The sequence below is a fragment of the Rhodococcus sp. D-46 genome (genome assembly GCF_011290655.1).
GTDB lineage: Bacteria > Actinomycetota > Actinomycetes > Mycobacteriales > Mycobacteriaceae > Rhodococcus_F > Rhodococcus_F qingshengii.
Genome location: NZ_JAANTF010000001.1, coordinates 538,824 through 565,648, shown reverse-complemented (window position 1 = coordinate 565,648; position 26,825 = coordinate 538,824). Strand labels below are relative to the sequence as shown.

At 63.8% G+C, this 26,825-nt stretch carries 23 protein-coding genes; 4 read left to right on the top strand and 19 right to left on the bottom strand.

Annotation, left to right across the window (positions count from 1 at the left end; translation table 11 throughout):
* Positions 1 to 83 precede the first annotated feature (83 nt).
* Positions 84 to 971 (bottom strand): hypothetical protein, encoded by an 888-nt coding sequence (locus G9U53_RS02715; protein WP_003942742.1) that lies wholly within the window; start codon positions 969 to 971, stop codon positions 84 to 86.
* A gap of 104 nt (positions 972 to 1,075) precedes the next feature.
* A complete protein-coding gene (locus tag G9U53_RS02710) occupies positions 1,076 to 3,415 on the bottom strand; it encodes a Tex family protein (protein ID WP_003942690.1) in 2,340 nt (779 codons plus the stop codon).
* Positions 3,416 to 3,490: 75 nt separating this feature from the next.
* On the opposite strand from G9U53_RS02710, the gene G9U53_RS02705 reads away from it, so the two are divergent.
* Positions 3,491 to 4,477 (top strand): serine hydrolase, encoded by a 987-nt coding sequence (locus G9U53_RS02705; protein ID WP_007729299.1) that lies wholly within the window; start codon positions 3,491 to 3,493, stop codon positions 4,475 to 4,477.
* A 26-nt stretch (positions 4,478 to 4,503) separates the two neighbouring features.
* Here the strand turns inward: G9U53_RS02705 and rffA are convergent, their stop codons facing one another.
* Together rffA and G9U53_RS02695 are read right to left on the bottom strand one after the other, a co-directional pair.
* Positions 4,504 to 5,646: a dTDP-4-amino-4,6-dideoxygalactose transaminase gene (gene rffA, locus G9U53_RS02700; protein WP_003942806.1), complete on the bottom strand. Its 1,143-nt coding sequence runs from the start codon at positions 5,644 to 5,646 to the stop codon at positions 4,504 to 4,506.
* Positions 5,636 to 6,622 (bottom strand): glycosyltransferase, encoded by a 987-nt coding sequence (locus G9U53_RS02695; protein ID WP_003942691.1) that lies wholly within the window; start codon positions 6,620 to 6,622, stop codon positions 5,636 to 5,638. Before G9U53_RS02695 ends, rffA begins: the two co-directional genes overlap by 11 nt.
* A 172-nt stretch (positions 6,623 to 6,794) precedes the next feature.
* Between G9U53_RS02695 and G9U53_RS02690 the strand changes: the two genes are divergently transcribed.
* Both G9U53_RS02690 and G9U53_RS02685 read left to right on the top strand, forming a co-directional pair.
* Positions 6,795 to 8,993, top strand: a complete 2,199-nt coding sequence (locus G9U53_RS02690) for a hypothetical protein (RefSeq protein ID WP_063316740.1) — start codon at positions 6,795 to 6,797, stop codon at positions 8,991 to 8,993.
* Complete coding sequence (locus G9U53_RS02685; RefSeq protein ID WP_063316582.1) at positions 8,990 to 9,436, top strand: GtrA family protein; 447 nt, start codon at positions 8,990 to 8,992, stop codon at positions 9,434 to 9,436. Before G9U53_RS02690 ends, G9U53_RS02685 begins: the two co-directional genes overlap by 4 nt.
* Positions 9,437 to 9,440: 4 nt before the next feature.
* On the opposite strand, the gene G9U53_RS02680 is transcribed toward G9U53_RS02685, so the two are convergent.
* Positions 9,441 to 10,019, bottom strand: a complete 579-nt coding sequence (locus G9U53_RS02680) for a TetR/AcrR family transcriptional regulator (RefSeq protein WP_003942695.1) — start codon at positions 10,017 to 10,019, stop codon at positions 9,441 to 9,443.
* A 68-nt stretch (positions 10,020 to 10,087) separates the two neighbouring features.
* Between G9U53_RS02680 and G9U53_RS02675 the strand changes: the two genes are divergently transcribed.
* The gene (locus tag G9U53_RS02675) at positions 10,088 to 10,663 is read left to right on the top strand and encodes a dihydrofolate reductase family protein (RefSeq protein ID WP_063316583.1); all 576 of its coding nucleotides are present in this window, start codon (positions 10,088 to 10,090) and stop codon (positions 10,661 to 10,663) included.
* On the opposite strand, the gene trmD is transcribed toward G9U53_RS02675, so the two are convergent.
* The 14 genes from trmD to G9U53_RS02605 all read right to left on the bottom strand — a co-directional run bounded on the left by trmD (position 10,660) and on the right by G9U53_RS02605 (position 26,813).
* On the bottom strand, positions 10,660 to 11,364 hold the full coding sequence (gene trmD / locus G9U53_RS02670) for a tRNA (guanosine(37)-N1)-methyltransferase TrmD (RefSeq protein WP_003942745.1): 705 nt from the start codon (positions 11,362 to 11,364) through the stop codon (positions 10,660 to 10,662). The genes G9U53_RS02675 and trmD overlap by 4 nt on opposite strands.
* Positions 11,365 to 11,373: 9 nt before the next feature.
* Positions 11,374 to 11,946, bottom strand: coding sequence for a ribosome maturation factor RimM (gene rimM / locus G9U53_RS02665; RefSeq protein WP_050656639.1), 573 nt, complete (start codon positions 11,944 to 11,946; stop codon positions 11,374 to 11,376).
* Between the two features lie 14 nt (positions 11,947 to 11,960).
* A complete protein-coding gene (locus tag G9U53_RS02660; RefSeq protein WP_003939023.1) occupies positions 11,961 to 12,203 on the bottom strand; it encodes an RNA-binding protein in 243 nt (80 codons plus the stop codon).
* Positions 12,200 to 12,670, bottom strand: coding sequence for a 30S ribosomal protein S16 (rpsP, locus tag G9U53_RS02655; protein WP_003942818.1), 471 nt, complete (start codon positions 12,668 to 12,670; stop codon positions 12,200 to 12,202). Before rpsP ends, G9U53_RS02660 begins: the two co-directional genes overlap by 4 nt.
* Before the next feature lie 209 nt (positions 12,671 to 12,879).
* Positions 12,880 to 13,962 (bottom strand): amidohydrolase family protein, encoded by a 1,083-nt coding sequence (locus G9U53_RS02650; RefSeq protein ID WP_050656640.1) that lies wholly within the window; start codon positions 13,960 to 13,962, stop codon positions 12,880 to 12,882.
* Between the two features lie 3 nt (positions 13,963 to 13,965).
* Entirely contained in the window at positions 13,966 to 15,543 is a 1,578-nt protein-coding gene (ffh, locus tag G9U53_RS02645; RefSeq protein ID WP_003942713.1) for a signal recognition particle protein, read from the bottom strand.
* A 115-nt stretch (positions 15,544 to 15,658) separates the two neighbouring features.
* Entirely contained in the window at positions 15,659 to 18,166 is a 2,508-nt protein-coding gene (locus G9U53_RS02640; protein ID WP_003942689.1) for a [protein-PII] uridylyltransferase, read from the bottom strand.
* Entirely contained in the window at positions 18,156 to 18,494 is a 339-nt protein-coding gene (locus G9U53_RS02635) for a P-II family nitrogen regulator (RefSeq protein WP_003942772.1), read from the bottom strand. Before G9U53_RS02635 ends, G9U53_RS02640 begins: the two co-directional genes overlap by 11 nt.
* A gap of 56 nt (positions 18,495 to 18,550) precedes the next feature.
* Positions 18,551 to 19,810 (bottom strand): ammonium transporter, encoded by a 1,260-nt coding sequence (locus G9U53_RS02630; protein ID WP_042450902.1) that lies wholly within the window; start codon positions 19,808 to 19,810, stop codon positions 18,551 to 18,553.
* Between the two features lie 247 nt (positions 19,811 to 20,057).
* Positions 20,058 to 21,491, bottom strand: a complete 1,434-nt coding sequence (gene ftsY, locus G9U53_RS02625; protein ID WP_165638294.1) for a signal recognition particle-docking protein FtsY — start codon at positions 21,489 to 21,491, stop codon at positions 20,058 to 20,060.
* A gap of 42 nt (positions 21,492 to 21,533) precedes the next feature.
* On the bottom strand, positions 21,534 to 25,121 hold the full coding sequence (gene smc / locus G9U53_RS02620) for a chromosome segregation protein SMC (protein WP_165638293.1): 3,588 nt from the start codon (positions 25,119 to 25,121) through the stop codon (positions 21,534 to 21,536).
* Positions 25,122 to 25,147: 26 nt separating this feature from the next.
* Complete coding sequence (locus tag G9U53_RS02615; protein WP_007729313.1) at positions 25,148 to 25,432, bottom strand: acylphosphatase; 285 nt, start codon at positions 25,430 to 25,432, stop codon at positions 25,148 to 25,150.
* A 5-nt stretch (positions 25,433 to 25,437) separates the two neighbouring features.
* Positions 25,438 to 26,361, bottom strand: coding sequence for an SMP-30/gluconolactonase/LRE family protein (locus G9U53_RS02610; protein ID WP_064444395.1), 924 nt, complete (start codon positions 26,359 to 26,361; stop codon positions 25,438 to 25,440).
* Entirely contained in the window at positions 26,361 to 26,813 is a 453-nt protein-coding gene (locus G9U53_RS02605; RefSeq protein WP_003942740.1) for an OsmC family protein, read from the bottom strand. The genes G9U53_RS02610 and G9U53_RS02605 overlap by 1 nt, the downstream gene beginning before the upstream one ends.
* Between the last annotated feature and the right edge of the window lie 12 nt (positions 26,814 to 26,825).

Genomic DNA, 26,825 nt, shown 5'->3' with positions numbered 1-26,825 from the left:
TCCTTGTATTTCGCAGGAGCAGAGGAACCGAGCGGCACGCGTTTCGGTCTCCCGAAACGGCGCTCGTCTGGTTCGTGCCCAGATCAAGTGCTGCTGCCTGGTCCAGGCAACCCGTCCATTGTGCCAGACGCGGATACCAGCGGGGAAATCGGTGGCGGCGGAGCTGCGTGGATGGTGTGGTCCAGTTCCTGCTCGGCCGCCGTCATCGCATGCTCGACGCTCGGCGATCCGGCAATCAGATCCTGGACGTAGATCTTGGCCCTGATGACCGGTCGCCGCCACTTCCGCTCACGCTCGAGCGCGCGGTTCATCCGTTTAGGCTTGCGCGTGTACCGCCAGCGAGCCCACGGCGCACCCGGCCGGCTCAGGCGGACCGCTCCGATTACCAGCAACGGGAAAACGAACAGACCGACGAGCCCCGTCCAGATCTTCCCCTTGAGAATCACGATGGCTGCCAAGGCGAAGTTGATCAACGCGACGAAAACGAAGACCAACTTGATCCACGGATCGCGTTCTTCACGGAATCCGGCGACGTCGAGAAGTTCGAGCGGGCGGAAACCCAGCAGCACCAGGCCGGTCACGGCGATCGCGACGAAGACCGCATCCACCGAGGTCCGACCTTGTTCGGACCAGTACACGTCCTTCAGATAGAAGATCAGTGCGAACTCGTCGAGCACCAACGCCGCACCCATACCGAAGATCGCCGCCAGGACGGCACCGGTGGTCTGCGAACCATCGACGTAGACCGCGATCAACGCACCACCGGAGATCATCATGGCGATCACACCGAACACGACGTGATGCACATGCTGGCCTCCGGGCGCGATGTTGCCCGGCCACCATTTCACTTGCGCGCGAATCATCCGGACGCTGAGGCGGATGAAAAGGAAGGCGGACAGGAACCCGAGCAGGAAGAACAGCAACGGCAATCGGCCATGGGCGATGATCTCGCGCTCGAGCCACTCCCGCATCACTGTCCTCCCTTCACCGAATTCATGATCCGACCCTGATCGGATTCATACCGCCAACCGACTCGATTGTGACGATACGGACTTCGAAAACCCGGCGGACAAATTTACTTGCCGAAGCCCGCCTTGCGCAGAGCGTCGGCCATCGACCCGGCAGCAGGCGCGCGGTTGTCCGGTCGCTGCTCGCGTCCGCCCTGGCGTCCGCCATTTCCTCGTTGCTGACCCTGCCCCTGACGCTGGCCCTGCGGCTGGCCCTGACGCTGGGGTTGCCCACCTCGCTGGCCTTCGGACTTGCGGGGCGCTCCCACCTCGTCGTCGAGACGAAGCGTCAGCCCGATGCGTTGGCGTGCCTCGTCCACTTCGAGGACCTTCACCTTGACGACGTCACCTGACTTGACGACCTCGCGTGGGTCCTTGACGAAGTTGTGTGACATCGCCGAGACGTGAACCAGACCGTCCTGATGAACTCCGATGTCGACGAAGGCACCGAAGGCTGCGACGTTGGTGACCACGCCTTCGAGGGTCATGCCGGGCTTGAGATGCGCGACCTTCTCGATACCTGCGGCAAAGGTTGCGGTCTTGAATTCGGGTCGTGGATCTCGTCCCGGCTTCTCCAACTCGGAGATGATGTCGGTGACGGTCGGTAGACCGAATCGCTCGTCGACGTAGTCGGACGCCTTGACCGATCGAAGTGCCTGCGAGTTTCCGATCACGGTGCGCACGTCCCCGCCTGCACTCGCGACGATCTTGCGAACCACCGGATATGCCTCCGGGTGGACGCTCGACGCGTCGAGAGGGTCGTCGCCGTCGGTGATCCGCAGGAAGCCTGCGCACTGCTCGAATGCCTTGGGTCCCAGTCGGGAGACATCCTTGAGACCCTTGCGGGATTTGAACGGACCGTTCTGGTCCCGATGCGCGACGATGCTCTCTGCAAGGGATCCTGCAATTCCGGACACCCGAGCAAGCAGCGGCACGGACGCGGTGTTGACGTCGACGCCGACCGAGTTGACGGCATCCTCGACGACGGCGTCGAGGGAACGCGAGAGCAGCGATTCGGTGATGTCGTGCTGGTACTGACCGACGCCGATGGACTTGGGATCGATCTTGACCAACTCCGCCAACGGATCCTGCAAGCGACGCGCAATGGACACCGCACCGCGAATCGAGACGTCGAGGTCGGGAAGTTCCTGCGACGCGTAGGCCGAAGCCGAGTACACCGATGCGCCTGCCTCGGAGACGACGATCTTGGTCAGGTTGGGCGCGCCGGTCTTCTTGATCAGTTCGGTAGCGAGCGTGTCGGTCTCGCGAGATGCCGTGCCGTTGCCGATGGCGATCAGTTCGACGCCGTGTTCGGCGACCAGTCCGGCAAGCGTCGCGAGAGCCGCGTCCCACTTGTTCTGCGGCTGGTGCGGGTAAATCGTCTCGTAGGCAACAACTTTGCCGGTTCCGTCGACGACGGCAACCTTCGTTCCGGTGCGGAATCCGGGGTCGAGTCCCATGGTGGGTCGGGCGCCGGCGGGAGCTGCGAGGAGTAGATCCTTGAGGTTGGTGGCGAAGACGTCGACGGCGTCCTTTTCGGCCGACTGCCGCAGACGCATCCGAGTGTCGATACCGAGCGTGACGGCGAACTTCGTCTTCCACGCCCACTTGACGGTGTCGAGAAGCCACCCGTCGGCGGCCCGACCACGGTCGGCGATCTCGAACCGCGACGCGATGCGGCCTTCGTAGACCGTGCGCTCCCCCGGCGCGAGTTCTTCGGTGTCTGCCGCCATGTTGAGCGACAGCACTTCTTCCTTCTCGCCGCGCAGGACGGCGAGGATGCGGTGCGAGGGCAATTTGGAGAACGGTTCCGAGAACTCGAAGTAGTCAGCAAACTTCGAGCCATCGGTTTCCTTGCCCTTGCGGACCGAGGAGACGACCTGGCCGCGATTCCACATCAGCTCACGCAACTCACCGACCAGATCGGCGTCCTCGGCGAAGCGCTCGACGAGGATCGACCGGGCACCGTCGAGTTGCTCGTCCGAATACTGCGCGGGATCGGTGGTGGGATCTCCGATGAGAGCATCGGCGACGGGCTCGTGGCCGGCCTCGCGGGCGATCTGCGCCTTGGTGCGCCGCTTCGGCTTGAAGGGGAGGTAGATGTCCTCCAGCCGCGCTTTCGTCTCGGCCAGCATGATCTGACCGCGCAGTTGATCGTCGAGTTTGCCCTGAGAGTCGATCTCCGTGAGCACGGCGTCACGACGGTCGTCGAGCTCGCGGAGATACCGCAGCCGCTCGTCCAGGAGTCGCAGCTGGGCGTCGTCGAGCGTGCCGGTGACTTCCTTGCGGTACCGGGCGATGAAGGGCACCGTGGCTCCGCCGTCGAGAAGGTCGACTGCTGCTGCAACCTGGCCTTCGCGGACGTCGAGTTCCTCGGCAATGCGCTGGTTCACGGTCTTGAGAATCACGAGATCCGACCCTACCGCTATCCTGAGACAAGAAGATCGGCAACAGTGCCGTGTCAGGGCTACCGGGGGAAACAAATGAGTACGCGGTACGTCCGGATTGCCGCAATGGTGGCCGCAGTTACTTTTGCGGCTTCGTGCAGCGGTGGACAGAACCCGGATGATCCGATGCAGACCCCCGCCTTTCCCGACACCAATGTTCCGGTAGCCGAGACCCTCGACGGCCGTCTGGGACAGGCTCAGGTGGCTGCGCTCGGGCGTGGTGCGGACGTCTCCATCGCCATCCTCGACCGCTCCTCGGACAAGTACCTCGACGTCGCCGGTGACCAGCAGATCGAAACAGCCTCGGTGGCAAAACTTTTCATCGCCGAGGATCTACTTCATCAGGATGCGCGCGGTGAGCGACCCATCACGGACGACGATCGCACCCTCATGGCGGCGATGCTCGAATCCTCCGACGACACCGCAGCCAACCTCCTGTGGGACGAGGTCGGCGGCCAAGAGGTGATCACCCGCGTCGCCGAGCGTTACGCACTGACCGCGACGACGCCGCCCTGGGACGGAATGTGGTGGAACACCGAGACCACGACACGTGACCTGGTCACCTTCTACAGCGGTGTCCTCGACGACTCCGATCAACTCGGACCTGAACGGGTCGAGCAGTTCGTCGAGTACCTGCGGCAATCCACTCCCGAAGGAACCGACGGTTACGACCAGAGATTCGGCCTGCCCGAGGCCTTGTTCGGCGAGCCCGTCATAGGAGTCAAACAGGGCTGGATGTGCTGTGTCGAGGACAAGTGGATCCATCTGTCCACCGGCATCGTCGGTGACGACAACCGATACATCATCGCGATCGGTTCGCGAGAAGACGTCCAGTACACGGATGAGGACAGCTTCTATCCCGACACCTCGTTCACCGATGCCGTCGACGACGAAAGTGCATTGCACGCTCGCGACACGGTCACCGGCGTCACGCAGATTCTCTTCCCGAGCGGAAGCATCGACGACTGGGCAGCGGCATCCACGACCGCGGATTCGGCGATGCCCGAAGCTTCCGGGCCCTGATTCGATCCACGCGGTCGTGTTCGTCCTCAAGCCTGCTTGTACTCGAGCACCGAACCGATGACACGGTCCTGTTGTTCGAACGTGAGCATGGGCCACAGCGGCAGTCGAAGGATCGACGCGGAGAACTCGGCACTACGCACGCACGGCTGCGGTGTTCGTCCGTAGCGCACACCGGCCGCACTCGTATCGAGCGGAACGTAGTGGAACGGCGCCACGATTCCGTCACCGGCAAGGTGCCGAATCAAGCCGTCACGGCTCTCTTCGGTCGGCATCTTGAGATAGAACAGGTGCGCAGTGTGCTCGCGATCATCGGGCACCGCCATGGGCACGACACCGTTCGCGGCCGCCCACTCGCCCAGACTCACGCTGTAGGCATCCCAGACGCGATGCCTGGCCGCCTGAATCGCGTCGAACTCGGAGAGTTGTGCGTCGAGGACGGCGGCATTGAGTTCACTGGGCAGATAACTCGACCCGATGTCCTGCCACGAATACTTGTCGACCTGCCCGCGCAGGAAACGCGCACGGTCGGTCCCCTTCTCACGGATGATTTCGGCGCGAGTCATCAACTGATCGTCGGAGAGCAACAGCGCGCCGCCCTCACCGCAGTGAACGTTCTTGGTGTCGTGAAAACTCTGCGTTCCGATTGTTCCGATGGTGCCGAGCGAGCGCCCGCGCCACTTTCCGCCGAGTCCGTGAGCGTTGTCTTCGATCAACGCAACGCCGTGGAGTTCCGCGAGGTCGAGGAGAGGTTCCATGTCCGCGGCGACTCCGCCGTAATGCATGACCAGTACAGCTTTGGTGCGTTCGGTGATCGCCGCCGCGACGCACGCCGGGTCGATGTTGCCGGTACTCGGATCGATGTCGACGAAAACAACAGTGGCCCCGCGCAACGCGACGGCGGTCGCCGCCGAACTGAACGCGAAGCTCGGAACTATTACCTCGTCGCCCGGGCCCAATTCGAGCAGCAGCGCACCCAATTCGAGTGCATGCGTGCACGAGGTGGTCAGCAGAGCATGCGTGGATCCGGTGATCGCCTTGAGCGCTGCAGTCGCGGACTTGGTGAAACGTCCGTCACCGTGAATGTGGTCGGACTCCAGAACCGTTGCCAGATTCGACAATTCGTTCGATGCCCGATAGGGGCGGGAGAAGATGATGCGATCAGTGCTCACGACTACGCCGATCGATCGAGGTTCCGGGCCGCGGGGAGTCGACAGTCAGATACAGCGGCTTTCCGACAAGGACGTGCAGTGCCACACCGAGATATTCGGCAATGAGCCCGAGCGAGAACAGAATCGCACCCGAACAGACCAGCAGCGCCATGATGATCGACGCCCATCCTTCGGGATCATTGTTGTCGCCGGTCATGGCCCCGATGAAGATCACCGCGGCCATGATCACGCCGGCCGACGCCAGGGTGACTCCGAGCAGGCTGACCAGCCGCAGACCGCGTGTTCCGCTACACAACACCATCTTCCAGAACAACGAGAACAAACGGCGGTAGTTGTACCCGGATTCTTCGCGGCCTTCGGCTCGAAGTGTCACCGGCGCCGTGGCCGTGTTACCGACAACCCACGTCAGCGCAACGTCCAGATACACGCCGTTGGCCGCGACGCCGGCCAACTGTCGGCCGATGTCACCGCGGATCAGGCGATAACTTTCGAATCTCGTCGAATCAGGGAACGCGAATACCGTCGCCAAGACGATCTTTGCGCCGCGCGAGGTCAGGTTCCGCAAGAATCCGTGCGGGCGTGTGTTCGTGGGTTTGGAATACACGAGATCGGATCGCTCCGTCAGCGCGGTGTCGAGGAAAGCCCCGATGTGCACCGGGTCGTGCTGGCCGTCCTCGTCCATCGTCACGATCCACTGTCCAGTTGCAGCGGCCATGCCGGCGATGGTCGCCGCGTCCTGGCCGTAGTTGCGGCTGAGCCACACGACACGCACCTGCTCGAAACGGCGCTCCAATTCGAGTAACACGACGTCGGAGCGATCCGGGCCGTTGTCGTGAACCAGCACGATCTCGTCGACGGAGAACTGCGCACCACCGGGCGTCGCACTCGGTGTGCCCAGGCCGTCCAACTCCTCGACGAGCGCCGTGATCGTCTTTTCGCCCTGATAAACGGGCACTACGACGGAAATCGAGTGCACTCGCTTCCACTCCCTTCAGGGGGCTCGACTGGCGCCGAGAGACAGGCACGATCGGGCCCACACCGTCGCGAACTTTAACACGCAGAGATGTCTTGACTTCGGATGCCGGCGGCGCGTGACGCGCTCGCGTCTCCGCACGCCCCACCTGCCCTGTTAAGGTCTGGAACTCGTGGTGGAAACTCGCACTCTCGCCCGGGCAGACGTGTACAAGTGGGGCGCCGTCACGGCGATCGGTGTCATCGCCGGTTATCTGGCCGTGGTGCTCGCGAATGCTCGTCACTTCTACACCGACGACACCGAGTCCCAATACGCGCCGCTGTGGGTCATGCTCGGCCGCAGTCTGCGAGAAGGACACCTCCCGGTGCTCGTCCCCGAGAACTGGATGGCGGGCAACTACGCGATCGAGGAAGCAGGCCTTCTCAATCCACCGCAACTCCTGATCGACCTGATCGCACCGTCCTTCGACAACCTGGCGTTGTACGCGACGATCGTGAAGTTGATCTTCGCGATCATCCTTGCACTCGGCGTCTATCGGATCTGCCTCGAGTACGGCTCGAAGCCCACGTGGGCTGCCGTCGCCGGCGTCTCGATTCCGTTCACCGGTTTCCTGCTGTTCTTCGACTCGGCCAGTTGGATGACTGCCTTCACCGGCACTGCCTGGATGGTTCAGGCGTGGGCGTCGGCAATCCGCTACGCCCGAGGTAAGAGCGGTCCGATCCCGACCTTCGTGTTCTTGTATCTCGCGATGTCGGTCCAATATGTTTTCCCCGCAGTCGAATCCGGCTTGATGATCGGCGCGGTCGCAATCGGCGAAGTTGTCTATCAGCGGCGTTGGCTGCCGTCACTGCGGCTTCTGGCGGTGTCCGCGTGTGCCGCTCTGGCCGGTCTCGCGACGTATCTGCCGAGCCTGCTCACCGCGGACGTCACCTGGCGCGGTGCATCCGAAGTCAAGAACGATGCATTCCTCGCCGTCCCGTGGTCGGAATCGCTGAACGCGAGCCTGCCGAGCACGATGCCCGCGTTCACCTCGTGGTGGGGATACATCCAGACCATGCCCATGGTCTACATCGCCTGGTTCCTCATACCCGCCCTGGCATTCATCGACTGGGGCAAGGCACGCGCCGCGGCACGCGAATTGACCGCCGTCGGGATCTTCACGGTCGCCGTCCTCATGTGGACTGCCGGGCCGAGCACGATCGGCCCACTGCGGTGGCCCGCGCGCGTACTTCCGATGGTGGCCATCGGACTCCTGCTTCTGGTGTGCATCCTGCTCGGGCGTTACGCCACGACCGACAAGTTGCGCGGGCGCTGCGTTGCAGCGGGAATCCTCGTGGGCCTGCTTCTGATTCGGTCAGCCTCGGCAGCTCCCGGGCTCGCGAAATGGCATGTGATCTCGGCCCTGCTCGTTGCCGCACTCGGCGCCGCGATGGTCTGGCTCGGCCGTACCAAGGGCACTGCTTTCGCATGCCTCGTAGCGATCGTCGCGGTCTCCCCCATCGCCTACGCCCAGGTTCGGGCCGCGCAACCCACCCCGATGAGCTGGAACCTGCCCGAATCCCGCTCGGAGATGAAAGAGGCCTTCCCCGACTTCGAAGGCACGACACTGCAACTGGGCGACCGTGCACTCATCGCACCCGGGGACAAAACCCTCGACGGAGCGTACGGTTCCCTGGCTTTCGGCAACTACCCCAAAGACCTCGAACTGACCTACACCAGCGGCTACACCCCCAACGGGCACTTCTACTTCGGTGATCTGCTCTGCATGCGCTGGGACATGAGCGTCTGCCCCGACGCCTTTCGGCGCGCATTCACCGTCGAACCCACCACCGGCAGCACCATCGTCGACCTGATGAACGTGGACCGCGTCGTACTTCAGAACGCTCTCTACCCCGATGCACGCAAGAACCCGGCTCCCGACGGATGGAAATGGGTCGACTACCCCGGACACGAGAACTACATCTCGGTACTCGAACGCGTCGACGGCCCCGTCTCGACACGCAACGGACGCATCGCCGACGCCCACGGCGTCGAGGCTACGTCGATCGCGGAATCGAACATGTCGAGCACCCTTCGTGTCAGTTCGGAGACCGGCGGCAAGGTTGTGTTCGCACGGCTCGGCTGGCCCGGATATCGGGCGAGCATCGACGGTCAGCCTGTCCCGATCGACGTCGTCGCGAAGTCCTTTGTCACCGTAGACGTTCCAGCCGGTACGAAAGACGCGGAACTTGTCCTGACGTGGCGTCCCCCGGGATGGAAGGTCGGCGGCGCTTCGATGGTCGCCGGAGTCCTCGGACTCGGCGTGCTCGAGTGGATGTATCTGCGGAACCGACGCAAGGACGGGATCAACACCGTGAAAACCGAGTCTTCATGACCGAAGACATCGCATCACCCGAGAACCCCGGCCCACTGCTTCGGGTGGTCAAGCATCAGCCCATCGCATTTGCCATTGTCGGAGTGGCTAATACGGCGATCGGATACGTGCTCTTCGTGATGTGGTCGTTGATCCTCGACAACAAGGATCTGTATCAAGTGGCTGTGATCGGCGCGTACTCCATCAGCGTGCTCATCGCTTTCGTTCTGCATCGGACTCTGGTTTTCCGTGTCCGCGGACATGTGGCACGCGACCTGGGAGCGTTCATCGTCGTCAATTCCGGTGGCCTGGTGCTGAATCTGATACTCGGAACAATCGCGGTGTCGATTCTGCATGCCCCGCCGCTTCCCGCCCAGGCGGTTGTCATGTTGATCGTCGCCGGTGTGAGCTTCTTCGGTCATCGATACTTCTCGTTCCGCCGCAAACCTGCCGAACGGCACTGACCTTCTACGATTCGCGGGGTAGCGCTCGATCCACTGCCGCCTCGACGATCGTCCGAATATCTTCCTCTCCAAACAGGTTCGGCAATGTGAGTCGATCCAGTGCGAGCCAGTTCAGCGACAAATAGAGCAGGCGAACGGTCATCGCATCACCCGGCACGCCCGACGCCAGATGATTGGCTACGTTCAGATCGAAGTCTTCTCGGATGCGGACGGTCAGCACCGCTCGCAGGTCCGGTCGACGCGTCGCCTCCAGTCGCAACTCCATGAGCGCGAGGAAACCCGTTCCGAACGAGGTGACGCGCTCGACCACGTCGAGCATGAGCGTCACCAGGCGCTCACGATCGGTGCCGTTGACGGGATCGATCATCCCTTCGAGGTCCTCCGGAATCAGTCGCTCGTAGATCCGGCCACCCGCTTGAGTGAGCAGGTCGTCGCGATTGGAGAAGTAGTTCGACGCTGTCCCGTTCGGCACTGCTGCCTGGGCGTCGACGGCTCGAAACGTCAAGCCTCGAGCACCCTCTCGGGCCAACACCTCGATTGCCGCGTCGATCAGGGCAAGCCGGCGTTCCGGGTTCTTTCGCACTTGACATCACTCCTGACACGACCCTAAGTTAAACCACTACAAACATAGTACTACGAACGGAGCGTTATATGCGAAAGCTTGTGTACTACGTGGGAGCTTCCCTCGACGGATACATCGCGGGGCCTGGTGGCGAATTCGATTTCCTCCCGGTCTCCGAACAGATCACGGCCTGGATATGCGATCGATATCCTGAAACCGTGCCAACGCATGTGCGGCCCGCTCTCGGAATCGAGGACGCTCCCAACAAGACCTTCGACACGGTCGTCATGGGCCGCGGCTCCTACGAGCCCGGGCTGGCCGCCGGAGTGAAAAGCCCCTTCGCGCACCTGCGTCAGTTCGTCGTCTCCACAACCATCCCTGACGCCGAGGATCCCCCCGTCACCATCGTTCGCGCCGATCCGCTTGGGGTAGTCAGATCTCTCAAAGAGGAAGAAGGACAATATATCTGGCTGTGCGGCGGCGGAACTCTCGCCGGCGAACTACTACCAGAGATCGACGAGTTGATCATCAAGAGGTATCCGGTAGTCGCCGGCGCAGGCATACCGATGATCAGAGGTAACTTCGAGCCGACACTGTTCACACCGACTGCAACCGAATCGCTCGACGACGGCGCAAGCATCACCTGGTTGAAGCGAAATACCTAAGGAAGTAGATCCGGTCGACGCTCGGCCGTGCGCTGCAGCGACTGCTCATGGCGCCACGCTTTGATCTTCGCGTGATCACCGGAGAGAAGCACCGGCGGAACTTCGAGGTCGCGCCACACAGCCGGGCGAGTGTAGCTAGGCCCTTCGAGAAGGCCGTCGGAGAATGAATCCTCTTGGTGTGACAGCTGATTGCCGAGAACGCCGGGCATCAGTCGCACGACAGCCTCGACCATCACCAGCACGGCTGCTTCGCCGCCGATCAGGACGTAATCGCCGATGCTGACTTCTTCGACTCTGACCCGCTTGGCGGCGTCGTCGAAAACCCGTTGATCGATACCTTCGTATCGGCCGCAGGCAAACACAAGGTGCTTGGCGTTGGACCAGCGGTGCGCGGTCTCCTGGGTGAACGGAACGCCGGCGGGGGTGGGCACCACCAGAATGGTCTCGGCATCATCGGGGCCGGAAGAATCGGAGCGCCCGATCACGTCGTCCAGTGCCGGGCCCCAGACGGTGGGTTTCATGACCATGCCGGGTCCGCCGCCGTACGGGGAATCGTCGACGGCTTTGTGTACGTCATGGGTCCACGACCGCAGATCGTGGACGTCGACCGAGATCAAGCCGCGTTCGATTGCCTTGCCCAGCAAGGCAGCACGAAGCGGTTCGAGATACTCGGGAAAGATGGTGACTACATCGAGACGCATGACAAGCGATCAGTCGCTGTCGGCGTTCGAATTGTCGCTGTTCGACTTGTCACCGAAGTCCGGGTCGAGCAGTCCCTCGGGGGGCTCGATCACCACGACGCCGTCGGCGATCGACACCGAGGTGACGATGGCTGCGACAAACGGGATCAGCAATTCACCGGACGTCTCACCGGCGCGGCGAATCGATAGCAATTCACCTGCGGCGGAATGCAATACCTCGATGACCGAACCGATCTCGGTGCCGTCCGTGAGGACGACCTTCAGTCCTTCGAGTTCGTGATCGTAGAACTCGTCCGGATCATCCGAAGGCTCGAGTTCGGAACTGTCGATGACAAACAGTGTGCCGCGCAACGCATCTGCGTCGCCACGGTCACTGACGCCTTCCAGGCGCAGCAGAAGCCGCCCGGAATGATCCCGGGCGGCTTCCACTGTGTACGACTTCAGTGTGGACTCGCGCGGCTTGCGCCCACGCAGCACGGAACCTACGGCAAAACGATCCTCGGGCTCGTCTGTACGAACCTCGACTACCAATTCACCTTTGATGCCATGCGACTTCGCGACACGACCGACTACGAGTTCCACCTGTTTACTGCCGTCTACTGATCGGTGTCGACGACATCAACACGGATACCGCGGCCACCGATGCCGGAGACCAAGGTCCGCAGAGCGGTCGCCGTGCGACCACCCCGACCGATGACCTTGCCGAGATCGTCGGGGTGCACGTGCACCTCGACGGTCCGTCCCCGACGTCCGGTGATCAGCTCGACACGCACATCGTCGGGATTGGCGACGATGCCACGCACGAGATGCTCTACCGCATCAGCGACGACGGCACTCACTTGTCAGCAGCCTCGGCGTCTGCAGCGGGAGCCTCGGCGTCAGCCGCGGTGTCTTCTGCCTTGGCCTCGTCAGCCTTTGCAGCCTTCTTCTTCTTGGGGGTGATTGCTTCTGCAACCGGCTCGTTCTCGGCCTGCGCGAGCGCAGCCTGGAAGAGCTCGAGCTTGGTGGGCTTGGCTTCCTTGACGCGCAGGGTGCCTTCGGTGCCCGGCAGGCCCTTGAACTTCTGCCAGTCACCGGTGATCTTGAGGAGTGCCTCGACGGGCTCGGTGGGCTGTGCGCCCACGGACAGCCAGTACTGAGCGCGCTCGGAATCGATGTCGATCAGCGAGGGCTCTTCCTTGGGGTGGTACTTGCCGATGGTCTCGATCGCACGGCCGTCACGACGGGTGCGCGAGTCGGCGATGACAACGCGGTACTGAGCGTTGCGGATCTTGCCGAGGCGGGTGAGCTTGATTTTGACAGCCACAGCTGCAGTTCTCCTTCAGCGCGCACAACAGTGCTGCGCATGTCACGTGCAATTCAGCGACCCACACGATTTGTGAGCCCGGTTTTGCCTCTATCCTGTGACCGTCGCAGCGGTACGTAACCGGTTGCGACGAACAATGGTCCATTGTGCCAGATGTGTGGGCTCGTTCGGAAACCACCCTGTGCGCGCTTCGAGAGTGCGGGGACTCCCTAACCACTCACGGGGGTTCCGCGGAGGATCACACGCATCGGCTTCGCGAGCACATCGGGGTTTCCGCGCGGATCTTCGGAATAAACCACCAGGTCGGCGGGCGCTCCTTCTTCGATCCCCTGCGCACCCAGCCAACTCCGCGCGTCCCAGCAGGCTGCGCCCAGCGCCTGATGCGCCGTCAAACCGGCAACTTCGAGTTCGGCGATCTCGTCGGCGATCCGCCCGTGCCTGATCGATCCGCCGGCATCCGTTCCGGCATAGATCGGAATCCCGGCCTCGTGAGCGGCACCGATCGTCCGATGTCGACGAGCGTGCAGATCCCGCATGTGCGCCGCGTAGATCGGATACCGCGTGGCAGAGTCCGCGATCTCGGGGAAAGTTGCGATGTTGATCAGCGTCGGAACCAAGGCCGTGCCGTGAGCGACCATCAACTCGATGGTCGCGTCCGTCAATCCGGTGCCGTGCTCGATGCAGTCGATGCCGGCGTTGATCAGGCCGGGCAGAGCATCCTCGGCAAAGACGTGAGCGGTGACCCTTGCGCCTTCGGCATGGGCGGCAGCGATGGCCTCGACCAGAATCTCGTCGCTCCACAACGGGGCGAGGTCACCGATGGAACGATCGATCCAGTCCCCGACGAGCTTGACCCAACCGTCACCGGCGCGTGCCTGACGCACCACCTCGGCCGGCAACTGAGATTCGTCGTCCAGGTCGACCGGCAGGCCCGGGATGTACCGCTTCGGTGCTGCGATGTGCTGGCCTGCGCGAATGATCCGCGGCAGATCGAGGCGCTCGTCGATGAACCTGGTGTCGACCGGCGATCCGGCGTCGCGGAGCAACAGCACGCCCGCGTCACGTTCGGTCTTCGCCTGCCCCAGCAAGCCGTCGACGGTTTCGCCCCCGCCACCGCCGTAGCGGATACCGACGTGACAGTGCGCATCCACGAGACCCGGTGTGATCCAACCCGATTCGACGATCGTCTCCGCACCGGACACCGGCTCGAAGGAAATTAGCCCGTCGACGATCCACAATTCGATCGGCTCGGCATCGGGCAGACCGATACCCCGCAGATGAAGCGCAGCCACCGACTACTTCTTGGGCAGCTTGAGCTGGGAGAGATCGATGCCTTCCAGTCCGGGCGGCAACTGATCGAGACCCTTGGGCATGTTCGACAGGTCGGGCATGCCGGCCGGCATTCCGCCGGGCATACCCGGGAATCCGCCCATGCCGGGGAATCCTCCGCGCATCTTGGGCTGCGTCGGGCCCTTGCCGCCCTTCTTGCCCTTCTTGCCCTTCTTGCTGCGAACCTGCTTACGCGCGCCGGGCATACCCATACGGCCGGCCATGGCAGCCATCATCTTGCGGGCTTCGAAGAAACGGTCCACCAACTGGTTGACGTCGGAAACCTTGACGCCCGAACCGTTCGCGATGCGCAGTCGGCGTGAGGCGTTGATGATCTTCGGATCGTCGCGCTCGGCCGGCGTCATACCGCGGATGATGGCCTGAATGCGATCGAGTTGCTTCTCGTCGACGTTGGCCAGCGCGTCCTTCATGCCGCCGGCACCCGGCAACATACCGAGGAGGTTGCCGATCGGGCCCATCTTGCGGACGGCCATCATCTGATCGAGGAAGTCTTCGAGGGTGAGCTGACCGGAACCGATCTTCGCTGCGGTCGCTTCGGCCTGATCGGCGTCGAAAACCTGCTCGGCCTGCTCGATGAGGCTCAGGACATCGCCCATACCGAGGATCCGGCTGGCCATGCGATCGGGATGGAAGACGTCGAAGTCTTCGAGCTTCTCGCCGGTGGACGCGAAGAGGATCGGCTGGCCGGTGACCTCGCGGACGCTCAGCGCGGCACCACCGCGGGCGTCGCCGTCGAGCTTGGTGAGGACGACACCGGTGATGCCGACTCCCTCACGGAAAGCGTCGGCCGTGCTGACCGCGTCCTGACCGATCATGGCGTCGAGGACGAAGATGGTCTCGTCCGGGTTGACGGCGTCACGGATACCGGCGGCCTGCGCCATCAGCTCCGAGTCGATACCGAGGCGACCGGCGGTGTCGACGATCACGACGTCGTAATGCTTGTTGCGTGCTTCTTCGACGCCGGCGCGGGCGACCTCGACGGGGTCGGCTGCGGAAACGCCCAGTGCGTTCTCGCCGCCGCCGATGGAGGTGCCGGGGTGCGGCGCGAAGACTGCGGCGCCTGCACGCTCACCGACGATCTGAAGCTGAGTGACGGCGCCGGGACGCTGAAGGTCACAGGCGACGAGGAGGGGCGTGTGCCCCTGATCCTTGAGCCACTTGGCCAACTTTCCGGCCAGCGTGGTCTTACCGGAACCCTGCAGACCGGCCAACATGATGACCGTCGGCGGCGTCTTGGCGAACTGCAGTCGACGAGTTTCGCCGCCGAGAACCTCGACCAGTTCTTCGTTGACGATCTTGACGACCTGCTGAGCCGGGTTCAGTGCACCCGAGACCTCGGCGCCCTTGGCGCGTTCCTTGATCTTGGCGATGAAGCTGCGCACTACGGGAAGCGCGACGTCGGCCTCGAGCAGGGCAAGGCGGATCTCGCGGGCCGTAGCGTCGATGTCGGCGCCGGACAGACGACCCTTGCCACGCAGATCCTTGAGAGATCCGGTCAATCTGTCGGAAAGGGATTCGAACACCGAGTGCGCTCCTGAAGGTCGTGCGAGTTAGCCGTGGATATTCTCGGGCACCAGCCTAGCCGCTACGCCCGCACCGATCCCAGCCGATGCGGGCGTAACTGCCGAAACCGGTCCGTCAATCCTCTTTCTTCTTGGGTTGTGGCACCGGAACCACCGCCAGCACCGCCTCCTCGACGCGCTCTCGCGCCGCGCGGGTATCGGCCTCACCGAAGTCGAGGCAGAACGCGTCGACCACCGAGGAACCCAAGGTGGCGACCTTCGCCCACCGGATGTCGGCTCCACTGTGTTCGAGTGCTGCGGCCAGTCGGCAGAGCAGGCCGACGCGGTCCTCGGTACGCAATTCGAGGATCGCCTGACCGTCACCGGGCGCGTCGAACCAGATGACCCGCGGTGGCGCCTGCGCATAGAGCACTGGAACCGCGGAATCCTTGTTGGTCTGGATCGGGTCGTCCCACTGCTCTGCCCGTGCCTCCTCGTCCTTCGCGTCGAGAAGTTCGAGCAAATTCAGTTCACCGGCCGAAGCCCGGATCAATTCCTGCCGGAGCAGCACCGCCTGCGGGGGTGTGCCGAACCTCGGCGTCACGACAAACGAGTTGACCGCCGAACCTGCATGCGACCCCAGCGATGCGGAATGCACCCGCAAGGACTGCAGCGCCAGAACTCCGGCAGCCCGAGACAGCAGCCCGGGAGCGTCGGGCGCGATGACGGTCACGACGTAGGTGTGCGCATTCTCGGCCGGAACGAGCGAGACGTGAACCCCGCCCTCCTCGGCGATGGCCAATTGCTCGGGAGCGAGTGGATCGGGTTGCGGGAGCTCCTCCCCTGCCATCAGCAAACGACAACGACGCACCAGCTCGCCGATCAACGACGACTTCCAGTCGCCCCAGACACCAGGCCCGGTGGCCAGCGAATCCGCTTCCGCCAACGAATGCAGGAGATCGAGAAGGGTCCCGTCTCCCTCGAGTGCGTCGACCACTCGCTGCACCGTTGCCGGATCGTCGAGGTCGCGACGGGTGGCGGTTTCCGGCAACAGCAAGTGGTAGCGCACCATCGCCGTCAACGTCGCGACGTCGGAAGGCCAGAGTCCCAAGCGATTTCCGATCGCGGTGGCCAATTCGGCACCGACGACGCTGTGGTCTCCCCCTCGCCCCTTCCCGATGTCGTGGATCAACGCACCGAGCATGAGCAGATCCGGCCGAGCGACGCGAGTGGTGAATCCGCTTGCATACGCGGCGGTTTCGACCAGGTGCCGATCCACCGTCCACGTGTGGACGGCGTCGCGCGGCGGAAGATCGCGAATGGTCCCCCACTCCGGCAGGAGTCGACCCCAGAGCCCGGTCCGGTCCATCGCCTCGATCACCGGAACCGCACGCGATCCCGAACCCAGCACGACCAAGAGATCGTTGACTGCATTTTTCGGCCACGGCTCACGCAATTCGGGGGCATTGTCGGCCAGGCGATTGAGCGTCGACGCGGAGATCGGCATGCCGTTGGTGGCCGCCGCTGCCGCGACCCGCATCACCAGACCGGGATCCTTCTTCGGTCTCGCATCGCGCGCCAGAACTACTTCGCCGGCATGCTCGACGACGCCCTCGTCCAGTGGCCGTCGCACCGGCGCGCGACGCAGCCGCGACAAACCACGCCGGGGCAAGGAGTTTCCGGCGGTACGGATACCGACGTCGACCGAATAGCTGATGGTGCGCGCCGATTCGCTGAGAAGTCGCGCCAGATCGAAGCGATCACCGATCCGTAGCGCCGCACCGATCTCGTCGGCGTCCTGTGCTCGCAGTTGGTCGCGGGCGCGACCGGCAACGCGGTGAAGTTCGGTGCGCACGTCGAGCAACCGCCTGTGCGCAAGTGCCAGACCGCCGCCGGGCGAGTTGGGTCCCAGCCCCGGCATCCCGTCGGTCAATTGCGCGATGGACAGGGCGTTGAGCAGTTGGACGTCTCGCAGCCCGCCACGACCGCTCTTGAGATCCGGTTCGGCGCGATGGGCGATCTCGCCGCTGCGCTCCCACCTCGTACGGGTCTGGGTGATCAATTCGTCGAATCGGCTGCGGATGTCCATGCGCCACTGTCGTCGGACACCACTGATCAACAGGTTGCTCAGCTCCACGTCGCCGGCAATGTGGCGTGCTTCGAGCATTCCGAGTGCTGCCGTCATGTCGGTGGCCGCAACCTGAAGCGCCTGCGGAAGCGTCCGCACGCTGTGGTCGAGTTTGATGTGCGCGTCCCACAGCGGGTACCACAGGCTGTCCGCGACCTGGGCCACGACCGCCGGGTCCATGTCGTCGTGCAGCAGAATCAGATCGAGATCGGAATACGGCAGCAGTTCGCGTCGGCCGAGACCACCCACGGCGACGATGGCAAACCCACAATCCGGTTTGATGCCCAGTTCGGTCCCCTTGGTGGTCAACCAGAATTCGTGCAAATCGACCAGTGCATGTCGCAGCGCGGGGGCGTCGAGCCTCCTGTTCTTGACGCCTCCGGTGAGTAGGGCCTTGCGTGCGCGGGCCAGGTCCGCAGCTTCGTCGGATCCCCCTGACGAGACCGGCCCTGGCCCCGTCGCTTTCGCGACGGAACCAGGGCCGAAGTTCTCGGACCCTTTCGGGTCAGAGTGCATCGCCACCGCGTTCCCCGGTGCGAACCCGGATGACCGACTCGACTGGCGAGACCCACACCTTGCCGTCACCGATCTTGCCGGTTCGAGCGGCCTCGACGATCACCTCGACCACCTTGTCAACGGCCGCGTCGTCGACGACGACCTCGACCCGGACCTTGGGTACGAAGTCCACGGAGTACTCCGCGCCTCGGTACACCTCGGTGTGGCCCTTCTGTCGGCCGTAGCCCTGAACTTCGCTGACTGTCATACCCAGCACTCCGGCCTGCTCGAGTCCGGTCTTGACGTCCTCGAGCGTGAACGGCTTGACGATTGCTGTGATCAGCTTCATGTGCTCATCCCTTTCCAAACTCTGAAGTGCCTGAATTCACTTTAATCACGTGCTGATCACGCGAGGTCGTATGCGGTCTCTGCGTGTTCGGTCTCATCGATGCCGCGTGCCTCGTCCTCGGCCGAGATTCGCCAGCCCAGGGGCTTGAGTGCGAAGCCGATGATCGTCGTCAGAACGCCGGTGAAGACGAGTGCTGCGAGTGCGATCACGATCTGAACCACCAGTTGCTTGTAGTCGCCGCCGTAGAAGAGGCCGGTTGCGGTGCCGAAGAATCCGATACCGATCGTGCCCCACAGGCCGGAGACAAGGTGAACACCGACGACGTCGAGCGAGTCGTCGAAGCCGAAGCGGAACTTCAGGCCGACTGCGAGAGCGGACAGGATGCCGGCTACTGCGCCGAGGAAGATGGAACCGACCGGGTTGAGCGCACCGGCAGCAGGGGTGATGGCGACCAGACCGGCGACCGCACCGGAAGCTGCGCCGAGGCTGGTGGCGTGGCCGTCACGAATACGCTCGGTAGCGAGCCAGGCCAGGACTGCGGCACACGTCGCGGTGGTCGTGTTGACCCAGGCGAGACCGGCGTTACCGTCGGCGGCGAATGCCGAGCCGGCGTTGAAGCCGAACCAACCGAACCAGAGGAGTGCGGCGCCGAGCATCACGAAGGGCAGGTTGTGCGGACGGAAGGCGGTCTTGCCGAAGCCGAGACGCTTGCCGACGATGAGTGCGAGGACCAGACCGGCCATACCCGCGTTGATGTGAACGACTGTGCCACCGGCGAAGTCGATCGGAGCGACGTTGGCGACGGTGACTCCGTCGTCGTTGACCGTGGTGCCGAAGAGCTTTGCCGCGATGCCGTCCTCGGAGCCCGAGAGGAGTCCGCCGCCCCACACCATGTGTGCGAGCGGGAAGTAGACGACGGTGACCCAGATACCCGAGAACAGGAGCCAGGTGCCGAACTTGACCCGCTCGGCCAGGGCACCACTGATGAGGGCGGTGGTGATGATCGCGAACGTCACCTGGAACGCGATGTCGATGACGTTGGGGTAGCCCCAGGCGCCGGCGATGAAGTTGCCGTCAGCATCGGTGATGCTGTTCTTGAGGCCGAAGAACTCGAACGGGTTGGCAAAAATGCCCCCGATGTTCTCGGTGCCGTAGGACATCGACCATCCCCACAGAACGTAGATGACGCCGATGACGGCCATGGCCCCGAAGGACATCATCATCATGTTCAGGACGGACTTGGACCGAGACATCCCGCCGTAGAAGAAAGCGAGGCCGGGTGTCATCAGCAAGACCAGAGATGCAGCCATCAGCATCCATGCGGCGTTACCGGAGTTCGCCAACAAATCGTCGGTACTCACTTACTACCTCCTAGTCGCACGTGCCGGGCAGCACGTCGTTAAGGAGAAGAGTGCTGGGCTGGTGTTTCGTCCATGGCGCTGTCGCGTTTCGCAGACGTGAACCAATTGCCCAACTTTGTTGCAAACAGGTTTCGCCAGGGAGTTCTACCGACCCTGTGCGCCTTTTTGGTAGTTCGCGCTACCAAAAAGGCGCACGGGGGCGTCAGCCCAGGAGGGCGTCGACGAACGCACCCGGCTCGAAGGGCGCCAGGTCGTCGGCACCTTCACCGAGACCGACCAACTTCACCGGCACACCCAGTTCATGCTGAACCTGGAAGACGATTCCGCCCTTGGCGGTTCCGTCCAGCTTGGTCAGTACGACGCCGGTGATGTCCACGACCTCCGCGAACACTCGAGCCTGCGCCAGTCCGTTCTGGCCGACCGTCGCATCGAGAACCAGCAGAACGTCGTCGACCGAGGCCTTCTTCTCGATAACCCGCTTGACCTTGCCGAGCTCGTCCATCAGACCGGTCTTGGTGTGCAGACGGCCGGCGGTGTCGATCAGGACCACGTCGACGCCGTCCGCGATGCCCCGTGAGACGGCGTCGAAGGCAATCGCAGCGGGATCGCCACCCTCCTTGCCACGAACAACTTCAGCGCCGACACGCTCGGCCCACGTCTGGAGCTGATCGGCGGCGGCGGCGCGGAACGTGTCCGCGGCACCGAGCACTACGCGACGACCGTCGGCGACGAGCACGCGAGCCAGCTTGCCGGTGGTCGTTGTCTTGCCGGTCCCGTTGACGCCGACGACGAGCAGAACAGCCGGGTGATCATCGTGCGGCAATGCGCGGATGGAGCGGTCCAGTTCGGGACGCAGTTCGGCGATCAACACCTCGCGCAGAAGGGCGCGGGCGGCAGCCTCGGTCCGGACGCTGCGGGCCGCCATCTGCTCACGAAGCTTCGTGACGACTTTTTCCGTGGTCGCGGAGCCGAGGTCTGCGATGAGGAGGGTGTCCTCGACTTCTTCCCACGAATCCTCGTCCAGATCGCCGCCACCGAGCAGACCCAGCAAGCTCTTGCCGACTGCTGACTGCGAGCGGGAAAGGCGCCCGCGCAATCGGTCCAGCCGACCCTCGGTCGGGTCGATCTCGTCCAGCACGCGCGGTGCAGGCTCGACTGGCGCGGGAACGACGACGGGCTCGGGTACGACAACGGGCTCGGGAACGGCAACAGGTTCTTCGACGACCGGTTCTGCTACCGGCGCCTCTTCTACTACCTGCTCTTCGACAACCGGTTCCTCGACGACAGCGGGTTCTTCGACAACCGGCTCCTCGACGACGGCCGGCTTCTCTGCAACCGGTTCTTCGACGATCGGTTTTTCGACGACAGGTTCTTCGACGACGGGCGGCTTCTCGGCGACCGGAGGTGTCGGAACCACCGGAGGTGGCGCCGTTGCCGTCGAGCCTTGACTGAAGTTGAACCCGCCGCCGGCCCTGTAGCCGCCTGACTTGTCCTTCTCGGGGGCGCCGAGCTCCGGCTTCGTCTCGGGTGCCTTCAGCGATACCTGCCCCTTGCGGTAGCGCAGGAATCCGGCAACGAGAACGACGAGTAGTACGGCCGCTACAGCCGCGATGATGATCCAAGCCTGGGTAGTCACCGGCCCATTGTTTCAGGCTCCGACCCGGAAAGTGAGCAGGGCTTACGTCGAGGCCATGTCTTGACCGCGAAGTCGCTGCGAAATCACGGTGGTGATGCCGTCGCCGCGCATGCTGACGCCGTACAACGCATCGGCGATTTCCATCGTCGGTTTCTGGTGAGTGATCACGATCAACTGCGACTTCTCCCGCAATTGTTCGAAGAGTCCGATCAGCCGCCGCAGGTTGGTGTCGTCCAACGCCGCCTCGACTTCGTCCATCACGTAGAACGGGGACGGGCGTGCCCGGAAGATCGCGACCAGCATGGCCACCGCGGTCAACGACTTCTCGCCGCCCGACAGCAACGACAACCGTTTGACCTTCTTACCGGGCGGACGCGCCTCGACTTCGATGCCGGTGGTGAGCATGTCCGAGGGATCGGTGAGGACCAGCCGCCCTTCTCCCCCGGGAAACAATTTCTCGAACACTCCCACGAACTCACGCTCGACGTCGGCATAGGCCTCGGTGAACACCTGCAGAATTCGTGCGTCGACGTCTGCGACCACAGCAAGAAGGTCCTTGCGTGCGGTCTTGACGTCCTCGAGCTGAGTGGAGAGGAAGGTGTACCGCTCCTCGAGAGCTGCGAATTCCTCGAGCGCCAGCGGATTGACCTTGCCGAGGGTGGCGAGGTCCTTCTCGGCCCGCTTGGCGCGCCGTTCCTGAGTCGCGCGGTCGTACGGAAGCGGAGCGGGGGCGGTGACCTGCTCCCCACGCTCCTTGGCCTGCTCGTACTCCTCGATTTCGCGAGCGGTCGGCGGCAGTTCGACCTCGGGCCCGTACTCGGCGATCAGATCGTCGAGGCCGATACCGTACTGATCGAGGATCGACTCCTCGAGTTGTTCGATGCGCAGCGCTGCCTGTGCCTTCGCTACCTCGTCGCGGTGGACGGCGTCGGTGAGCGAAGCGAGTTGTCCAGTCAGTGCTCGGACTATCTCGCGGACCTGATCCAGCTTGGCCGTGCACTCGGTGCGGGCCCGAGCCAACTCGTCACGGTGAGCAAGAGCCGCGGCGACGACGGTCTCGAGTTCGGCCGCCACACGCTGTCCCGATTCGGCCACGGCAGCTGCGACCTCCGCAGCGTGCGCCCTGGCGCGCAGAGCCCGTTCGGCGCGGATCCGCGCTTCTCGTTCGGCGGCCGCGGCGCGGCGAAGCGAATCAGCCTTTCCGCGTACGGATTCCGCACGCTCTTCGGCGGTGCGCACGGCAAGGCGAGCATCCATTTCGACGATGCGCACTTCGGCGAGCGCTGCTGCGGCCATTTCGCGATCGGCAGCGGTCGATTCCGCACCGTGTCCCGGTGCACTGCCGTCGGTTTCGGCGACGCGCAGACGTTCCTCCAGATCCGCGAGCTTTGTCAGCGACTCACCGCGGCCCTCCTCGGCACGCACTCGCTGGGCGGTCAACCGCTCGGATTCCGCGTGGGCGACTCGTGCTGCCTGCCCCAATCTGCCCAACTGCTCGTAGATGGCGGACATGGCAGCGTCCGACTCGTTGAGCGCGGCCAAAGTTTGCTCCGCGGTCTCGCGTCGAGCGGCCTGTTCGGCCAGAGCGCCGGACAGCGCCGCGTCGAGTTCCTCGGATCGGCTCTCCGTTGCCGCCAGTTCCGCTGCTGACGCGTCGATCGCCGCCTGCACCTCGAGCGTGCTCGGTTGCCGATCCGAGCCACCGATCATCCACCCCGAACCGTGCAGATCGCCAGAACGCGTCACTGCGCGAATTCCCTTGTGGTCAGCAACAACTCGAATCGCGTCATCGAGAGTCTCGACCAGGACGACGCCATCGAGGATGGCGGTCAATCCGGCACGCAACTCGTCAGGGCAGTCGATGACGTCGACGGCCGGACGACTACCCGGCGCGATCTCGGCCTCGCGCTTGATCGCCGGTTCACCGCTCACGATCAGTGATGCACGTCCACCGTCCTGATCGGCCAGTGCTGTGACAGCGGAACGAGCAGAGTCCAGCGACTGCGCCACGACGGCGTCCGCCGCCGGCCCCATCGCGGCAGCGATCGCGGCCTCGTAGCCGGGTTCGACGTGAATCAATCCGACCAGCGAGGTGATGCCGTCGTCGCCGCGGTGTTCGAGCAGCCAGCCGCCACCGTCCTTGCGCTGCAAACCCATCGACAGTGCCTCGATGCGCGCCCGGAGCGAAGCGATGCGTTGCCCGCTCGTTTTTTCTTCCTCACGAAGCTCTTCGACGCGCGCGTCGATCATCTCGAGAGCCTCGATGGCGCGTTCGTGATTGGTATCGAGGCCGACTTCACCGGCGTCGAGGTCCCCGATGCTTTCTTGCACCGTGTCGAACTCGGCCTGTGCGGCATCGCCACGCAGACGAGCCTCGTCGATCGCCTCGGTCAGCCGAGACACTTCCGCGTCGACGGATTCGACGCGGGTACGCAGAGTGTCGACCTGACCGGAGAGTCGAGCAAGACCTTCACGGCGGTCGGCGACGGCACGAACTTCCGCCATGTGCGCCCGTTCCGCTTCTGCTGCAGCATCTTCGGTGGCTGCGAGCTGGTCCCGAGCAGCTTCCGAGGCCGCTCGCGCGATTTCGACGCCTTCGAGGAGTTCGGCCTCCTCGGCAGCAAGACGTTCGGCGCGCGCCTCCATCTCGTCCGGGTCCTGGCCGCGGTTGCCGACGGGTTCGGAGTCGAGATGACGCGCACGCTCGCGGGCGATGCGCACAGTGGCGTTCACGCGTTCGGCAAGCGCGGAAAGCTGGAACCAACTCTGCGCAGCGGCTTCCGATCCCGGAGTCAGACGAGCGAGAGCTTGCTCCTGGCGCCCGAGTTCGAGGTTGGCCTCGTCGAGCGCAGCCGCCACCTGGTTGTGCTGTTCACGGGCCGCTTTCTCGTCCTGTGCCTGGTCGTTCAACTGGTTTCGACGGGTCACCAGATCGTCAGCGGCCAGACGCATCTTTGCATCACGCAGGTCAGCCTGGACCGTCTGTGCTCGCCGAGCAACCTCGGCTTGGCGTCCCAGCGGTTTGAGTTGCCGACGCAGTTCCGCGGTGAGGTCACTGAGGCGAGCGAGATTGGCCTGCATGGAATCGAGTTTGCGCACCGCTTTTTCCTTGCGGCGGCGATGTTTGAGGACTCCCGCGGCTTCTTCGATGAAGGCGCGTCGATCTTCGGGACGGGATTCGAGGATCGCGGCGAGCCGTCCCTGCCCGACGATGACATGCATTTCGCGGCCGATGCCGGAGTCGCTGAGCAGTTCCTGGACGTCCATCAGACGGCAGGACGAGCCGTTGATCTCGTACTCCCCCGCGCCGTCGCGGAACATGCGGCGCGTGATCGACACCTCGGAGTACTCGATCGGGAGCGCCCCGTCGGCGTTGTCGATGGTCAAGGTCACCTCGGCGCGGCCCAGCGGCGCGCGGCCGGAGGTGCCGGCAAAGATGACATCTTCCATCTTGCCGCCGCGCAGGGCCTTGGCGCCCTGCTCGCCCATCACCCAGGTCAACGCATCGACGACGTTGGATTTACCCGAGCCGTTCGGGCCGACCACACAGGTAATTCCCGGCTCGAACCGAAGAGTCGTTGCCGACGCAAAGGATTTGAATCCCTTGAGTGTCAGACTCTTGAGGTGCATGGGGGGAAACTTTACCGCCAAACCGGTCAGCGTTCGACGAACCCTGTCAGGTCGCCCCTGGCGGTGTCCCAGCTGTCGACCACGAGATCCACCGTGCCCGGGGTAGTGCCGGAGCGCAGCAGCTCCACCAATCGCTCGAGCTGCGTGCGTTGGCCTTCCGCCACGACGAGCACTCGACCGTCACGCTGATTGGACGCATATCCGATCAATCCGAGTTCGAGAGCGCGGGCCCTGGTCCACCACCGGAACCCGACGCCTTGAACGTATCCGTGAACCCACGCCGTCAACCGCACAGGCGCTGCTTCAGCCATGACGCTCAGCCCGCCACACGTTCGAGACGGTGAACGTCACCCAGGAATCCGGTGGTGTAGAGCGCGTTGGGATCCCAGCCCGGTCCGGCGCCGAACTTGACCGCAGATGTGAACGGCAGACCCGAGGCGATCTCACACGAAGATCCCGAATCCGGATCGACGCGAACAACTTTGCCGCCTGCATTGAATGCGACGTACAACGCGCCGTCCGGTCCGACGGTCAGATCGTCCGCCATGTTTGCCGGACCGAACCCGGGGAGCGTGATCGTTCGCACCGGCCCGCCCAGATCGTTTGCGTCGAGGATGTGGACGGCGGTGACCATGTCGAAGGTCGTGCTCACGTAGATCGTCGAACCGGAGCGTGCGAGGCCGTCGACGGTGCCGAGGTCTTCACGAACGATCGAACTGCTTCCGTCACTGTTGACGACCGTGAGCCCCGGCCTGGTGAGTGTGCGGGCAGTGAGGAAACGGTTATCGTCCAGCTGCACAAGCCCGTTCGGCATCACCAGACCGTCGGCGATCGTTGTCACCGACCCGTCTGCGACGTCGACCTTGCGGAGGCTGCCGTCGGCGATTCCGAACAGTCCCGAGACAGTCGAGTTGCCCGTGGTGAAGTACACGGATCCCTCACGCGCGACCAGACCGCCGGGTCCGGTGACGTCACCGACCAAAGTTGTCCGTGTTCCGTCCGGCGCCACCTTCAGCAGTGCACCCGGCCCGATCAGAGCCGACTGCGACAACACCATCGATCCGTTGCCGTCGAATTCGAGGTTCTCGAGCATTCCGGCACCAGTCGTCACGACGCTCGACGTCCATGTGCCGCAACTACCGGCCGAGCCGTCGGCCGGGACCGAGGCCTGCGCTGGAGCACTCAGCGCCACAACGGAACCCAGTGCGATCGCAGCGACAACGCTGCCGGCGCGGAACATCAGGCTTCCGTGTCGAACGACAGAGTGACCTTGGTTCCGGCCTTGAGCGTGCGCCCGACCGTGCATACCTTGTCCACGGAACGCTCGACGAGAGTGATGAGGCGCTGCTGTGCCTCGGCATCCAACTCGCTGAGATCGAGCTCGAGGACCTCGTCGAGCTGCGGGTAGACCTCGTTTTCACGATCGGCGGCTCCGGACACTCGGACCGTCGCGTCGTAGTTGTCACCGAGCCGGCGCGAGATCGGGAAGTCGGAGCTCATCCCGGTGCATGCGGCCAGTGCAATTTTGAGGAGTTCGCCGGGCGTGAAGACTCCTGGCACCGATTCGGAGCCGATGAGAACCTCTGCGCCGCGCGAACTCTTGCCGGTGTAGAGGCGGGTTCCGGTTCGTTCGACCCAAAGCTCCGTGTGAGCCGGGGCGGTTGCAGTGGTGTCGGGAGTCTGTTCAGCCATGACGCAATCTTG